This is a genomic window from Eikenella sp. HMSC061C02 (assembly GCF_001809035.1).
GTDB lineage: Bacteria > Pseudomonadota > Gammaproteobacteria > Burkholderiales > Neisseriaceae > Eikenella > Eikenella corrodens.
Window position 1 is genome coordinate 44,139 of sequence record NZ_KV795541.1, and the last position, 1,543, is coordinate 45,681.

Annotated in this window: 3 protein-coding genes; 2 read left to right on the forward strand and 1 reads right to left on the reverse strand. The window is 55.0% G+C overall.

All coding sequences use genetic code 11. The features are described 5' to 3' along the window. The first annotated feature begins 64 nt into the window (after positions 1–64). Together HMPREF2541_RS04650 and HMPREF2541_RS04655 are read left to right on the forward strand one after the other, a co-directional pair. Positions 65–448: an MAPEG family protein gene (locus HMPREF2541_RS04650; RefSeq protein WP_049258011.1), complete on the forward strand. Its 384-nt coding sequence runs from the start codon at positions 65–67 to the stop codon at positions 446–448. A gap of 15 nt (positions 449–463) precedes the next feature. Further along, positions 464–940: a low molecular weight protein-tyrosine-phosphatase gene (locus tag HMPREF2541_RS04655; protein ID WP_070541960.1), complete on the forward strand. Its 477-nt coding sequence runs from the start codon at positions 464–466 to the stop codon at positions 938–940. Between the two features lie 34 nt (positions 941–974). Here the strand turns inward: HMPREF2541_RS04655 and HMPREF2541_RS04660 are convergent. After that, on the reverse strand, positions 975–1,543 hold a 569-nt coding region (locus HMPREF2541_RS04660), incomplete at its 5' end, for a M48 family metalloprotease (RefSeq protein ID WP_210387138.1).

A 1,543-nucleotide genomic window follows, 5' to 3' on the forward strand; every position in this document is an offset into this window, starting at 1 on the left:
CAACGCTGTACTGGTTTTTGTTAATTCACTATAAGCGCTTTAGCCCTATAGGAGCAAACACATCATGACCTTAGCCTACTGGTGCATCTTCTTCGCCATTTTCCTGCCTATTTTTTGCGCCGCCTATGCCAAATACCGCGCCGGATTTTCCCCGGCCGACAACCACAACCCGCGCGCCTTCCTGGCCCGCGCCCAAGGCAAGGCCGCGCGCGCCGATGCGGCACAGCAAAACAGCTACGAAATCTTCCCGCCGTTTGCTGCTGCCGTGATCATCGCCCACGCCACCGGCAACGCTGTCCAGTTCACCATCAATTTCTGGGCGCTGCTCTTCTTGGCCAGCCGCATCGGCTTTATCTATTGCTATATCAGCGATAAAGCCACGCTACGTTCGGCCATGTTCGGCGTAAACCTGCTGTGCATCGTGGCTTTGTTTATTGCGGCAATTTGATTTTCAGGTAGCCTTATGGAACGCCCCGTTAAGGTTTTGTTCGTTTGCCTGGGCAACATCTGCCGCTCGCCGATGGCCGAATATCTCTGCCGCAGCATGGCCGCCGCCCGCGGCCTGCCGGTGCACACTGCCAGCGCGGGCACATCCGGCTGGCACGATGGCGAAGGCATGCACTGCGGCAGCCTGGAAATCCTTTCTGACGAAGGCATCGACAGCAGCGGCTTTGTGAGCCGACGCGTGCGCACGCAGGATTTGGCCGATTTCGACTACCTGCTGGCCATGGACGACAACAACCTGGCCGAGCTGGAACAACGCTTCGGCCGCCATCCCGGCAAAATCTTCAAAATCACCGACCTGCTGCCCGATAGCGGCTACAGCCACGTTCCCGACCCGTGGTACACCGGCAATTTCAACGAAACCCGCCGCATCCTTACTGCCTGCTGCTCTGCGCTGCTGGATAAGATTGAAAAAGATTTGGCCAACCTGCCTTAGTCAGACAAATGCTAAAAGGCTACCTGAAAGTTTTTCAGGTAGCCTTTTCCTGTTCTTCCAGCCGACGGTAGGCAGCTTCCACTTCTTTTACTGATAAGGGTGCGCCGCAACGGATACATTTCGTGATAAATGGCGATACACCGCGCGAGGTGGAAATTTCGCGGCCGGTAAGGGTATACACCCGGCCGTTGAGACCTTGGGTCTTATGGCAGTAGGGGCAGCTGCCGAAAAGCAGGGTAAGGCCGATGCTCAGCGGCCAAACCGTAAACACATAGCAAAACCCGAAAATGATGAAGCCTTCGGACACCGGCCCACCGGTTAGCTTCTCATACACCATGGCTATGAGCAGTGGCAGGAATCCGGTGAGAAAACCGAATTTTGGAAATAGCAGCCTCCGCTGTATCCGCCGCGCCGTTTCCAAATCGCGCTCTTTGTTGGCGGGGTCTGGTTGGTAGGGTTTGCCGGTGGGGTTGGGGCTGAAGCGGTAGGTTTTGGGATATTGTTTTTGTCCGCTCATAGAAGGGATGTGTTGTTGCTTGCTGTCTTGGGTCAGGCTACCTGAAAATTGTTTTTTATAGTGAATTAAATTTAAACCAGTACAGC

Excerpts from the sequence above, each read along its gene's own strand:
- HMPREF2541_RS04650 (WP_049258011.1), top strand. The coding sequence starts at position 65 with ATGACCTTAGCCTACTGGTGCATCTTCTTCGCCATTTTCCTGCCTATT.
- HMPREF2541_RS04655 (WP_070541960.1), top strand. The coding sequence starts at position 464 with ATGGAACGCCCCGTTAAGGTTTTGTTCGTTTGCCTGGGCAACATCTGC.